General features: G+C 42.9%; 4 protein-coding genes. 1 reads left to right on the top strand and 3 read right to left on the bottom strand.

The window, feature by feature from the left end; translation table 11 throughout:
- The 3 genes from WBA89_RS00095 to WBA89_RS00085 form a co-directional block, all read right to left on the bottom strand.
- The coding region (locus WBA89_RS00095) for a DUF4347 domain-containing protein (protein WP_424402908.1) at nucleotides 1–572 on the bottom strand (572 nt) is incomplete at its 3' end.
- Between the two features lie 508 nt (nucleotides 573–1080).
- Nucleotides 1081–1470 carry a tyrosine-type recombinase/integrase gene (locus tag WBA89_RS00090; RefSeq protein WP_424402906.1) on the bottom strand — a complete coding sequence of 130 codons (390 nt, stop codon included), beginning with the start codon at nucleotides 1468–1470 and terminating at the stop codon, nucleotides 1081–1083.
- Between the two features lie 192 nt (nucleotides 1471–1662).
- Nucleotides 1663–2013, bottom strand: coding sequence for a hypothetical protein (locus WBA89_RS00085; RefSeq protein WP_424402904.1), 351 nt, complete (start codon nucleotides 2011–2013; stop codon nucleotides 1663–1665).
- Between the two features lie 317 nt (nucleotides 2014–2330).
- Between WBA89_RS00085 and WBA89_RS00080 the strand changes: the two genes are divergently transcribed.
- The coding region (locus tag WBA89_RS00080; protein ID WP_424402902.1) for an IS66 family transposase at nucleotides 2331–3188 on the top strand (858 nt) is incomplete at its 3' end.

Genomic DNA, 3188 nt, shown 5'->3' with positions numbered 1-3188 from the left:
GCTTGTCGTAAAGAACCCGCACCGCTATTGTTAGCGTTAGTAACTGTAAAAGTCTGCAATACAGAATTAAACGCAGACATTGCCTCGACTTGAAACGCTAGAGGTGATTCGATAAATCCCGTCGTGGCTTCTAATATCCAATCTCCCCCCAGATCGCTATTACCCGTCAAATCTTCAGAAGCAGCAATATCTGCTGCGGTAATCTCTCCTAAGCGATTAATAAAAGCTTGTCCTTGTTCGCCTTCTGCGACATTACAACCATATAAAAGAATATCACCATTTTCACTGAGGGCTTTTCCCCACTGTTGCAATTGGTTTTCATAGCTCTCAATATTACCATTATCTAGGCTGCTATTCCCCAACTGTAAAACGGCTGAATCTCCGTGAGAAAGAATTTGTACGCTATCTAAATTGTCGTAGTTAGCTAATACTTCAGTAATTTGCTCGACACCATTGCGGTTGGAATCCAAGACAACTACTTTTGTCTCTGGTTCGACGCTGTTAACTAGAGATTGGTAGTCAGCAATATTGCTATCAACAAAAATGACGGAAGAGGGAGCGTTAATTATCATCCTATCTTTAGTCCTATTTTCAAGAATTGCTGTAAGAGGGTTATACGATTTTATTGACAAGCGGGAAACTTGCAAGGACAAGCGGTTAGTTTGTTAGAACTGGGTAGAATTTATGATTTATTAGGAGACAAACAGCAAGCCCTCGAATTCTACAACAAATCCCTTCCTTTTAGGCGACAGGTTGAAAATAAAGCGGGGGAAGCGGCTACTCTCACTGGTATTTGTAGTTGCTTGCAAACAAGAACGCCCATGCTCGCAAACAAGACAATTTCCTGCTCACATTAGGGGTCTTGGCAACTTTTGGTGATCGCAGTAGCGCGAGTCATAGGCTCCGCGCCCTGAGTCTCTATACGAGCGCGACATGAACTTGAAAAGAACGTTAGAGAAAGTGATTTTTCAACATTCTTATAATCGGGTGTTCTTGATAACAGCGCACAAATATAGCATTGAAAGAAATTGCTCCAAGTTTACCAAAAAAAGCGGGTCAAAAGCCCCGTTTACAGGGTAATTAATTTTTGTGATTTAGAAACGAAAACTGAATTTCGGTTACGGCTAATTCTCCGGCTCTGGCTATAATATGACGGATAGTTCGGGTGGACAGGGGGGCTTTGCGCTCGGAGACGAAAACATACTGGGTTTCAGGATAATCTCGTTTAATTTGACGTAATGCCCTCAATTCAGGAGCGCGTAGGGGATGAGTGCTATCATGCCCATGTTTTACTCTTCTTATCTCTATATAGCCGTCGTTTAAATCAACTTGTGACCATTTCAGAGAAACTAACTCTGCGGTGCGTAGCCCATGCCGAAACATTAGTAAAATAATGGCTGCATCTCGAACTCCGTGTCTTCCAAATGAATGCGCTGCCTTGATCATTGCTTCCACTTCCTTTGGACGCAAATATTCCCGCTCTCGCTTAGACGCTACTTTGACAGGGGGAGGAGGGTGAGAAATCATCTTTGCCTAAAAGGGAAGTTGAGGTGGTTGGATAAGAATGGCTCAAAGCTTTATGATCTGTTTCTCTCTCCATTATACATTGCCTAAATTGACTCAAACTAGGCAATGTTTGAAAGACATAAATACATGACTACTTTACAAAACTTTACGTCGTGCTAAATTTTGCGCGTATCTTGTCTTTACCCCAATATAATCCTCAATGATTTCCGGTCTAGGTGCGCTTGATAGCTCCTTTAAATCGTAATCATTAATACGGGTTAGCCACTCGACTACATAAGGGTTATAGGCTGTGCGTGGTCTGAAATGTTGAAAGAAATCGGGAGAATAAGCTAACAGTAATTTAGCCCATTCTCTTAGGGTTTGTGGCTTGCGTTTAAGCTGTTTGGCTAGTTCACCCACGGGGGTATAGTTTGCTTTTCGTTCATCAAACTTAAATAGTTTTAAACGTTTTCCTTCCGGTATTATTTCCGGGTTTATTGTGTCCATAGGTTCTGATGATTTAACAAAAGTTTGATTGAATGCCCTTAACCGTCCCGACTAGGTAGGTCAGATTAGCTGTTTAATTGTCGAGGTTCAGATAGGGAGAAGGCGGTTAAGCCTCTCAGGGTAGGTAATAGCAACCTTTGGGTATCTTGTGAGTCTCCATCTGGAGGTCTAACAGGGGATGTTCTGGAGTGCTATAGTAAGTAACGTTACACGCATTACCCGTTAGTGTCAACATACTTATGTAAACATTATTATACTTGCGGGGTAAGGATTCAGGTCAAAAAAACTTCAGTGGCGGCATCTGGTAAAATAAACTAATGAAAAAGCCCCCAGCCACCAGACAGACAGAAAAAACCCAAATCGAGCAGTTGAGCCAAGCTGAACTGGTAGAAATGGTACTGGGGCTGCAAAAAATTATTCAAGAATTACAAGAAAAACTAGCCATTGCTACGGGCAAAAGTCGAACCACCAGTCAGACTTCATCAAAACCCCCATCAACGGATCTCATCCAAAAACCAGAGAAAGCAACAGTCAAACCAGAAGCAGAGCAAAAAAAGAAACCAGGTGGACAACCAGGTCATCAGGGAAAAACCCGCAAAGGGTTTGGACGAGTAGACAGAACCGAAATTAGCTCACCCAGTATCTGTCTCAATTGTGGCTCTAAAGAATTAAGTCAAGTAATTAACATCCACTCTCAGCAAGTAGCAAGTCTAGTAGCAAAACCAATCGAAGTCGTTGAATATCAGACACAATCGTGTAAATGCCTCGAATGTGGTGCAGTAGTAAAAGGAGAACCACCCCTGGGAATAATTCCAGGACAAGACTTGAGCGTTAATCTCCAAGCACTCTTAGTCTGGCTAGGCAATTACGGGCATCTTTCCTACGCAAAGCTGACTGAATTATTGTGGGAACTCGGCAGGATAGAAGTGGGAGTGGGAACACTCCAAAAAACCAATCAACGAGTAGCAGCAGCAGTCAAGCCAGCGATTAAAGCACTGTGGGAATGGGCACCTCTTCAATCAAACGTTCATGTAGATGAAACCCCTTGGTGTGTGATGGGAGTTAAAGAATGGCTGTGGACGGCGAGTATCGAAGGATTCTGTTTATTTCATGCCGCAGATACCAGGGGGCGCGTGGAACTAGAAACCATGCTGGGCAAAGAATTTGCTGGAGTC

The organism is Microcoleus sp., assembly GCF_049646505.1.
In the GTDB taxonomy this organism is placed as follows: Bacteria; Cyanobacteriota; Cyanobacteriia; order Cyanobacteriales; family Microcoleaceae; genus Microcoleus.
This window is presented reverse-complemented; position numbering and strand designations above follow the sequence as displayed.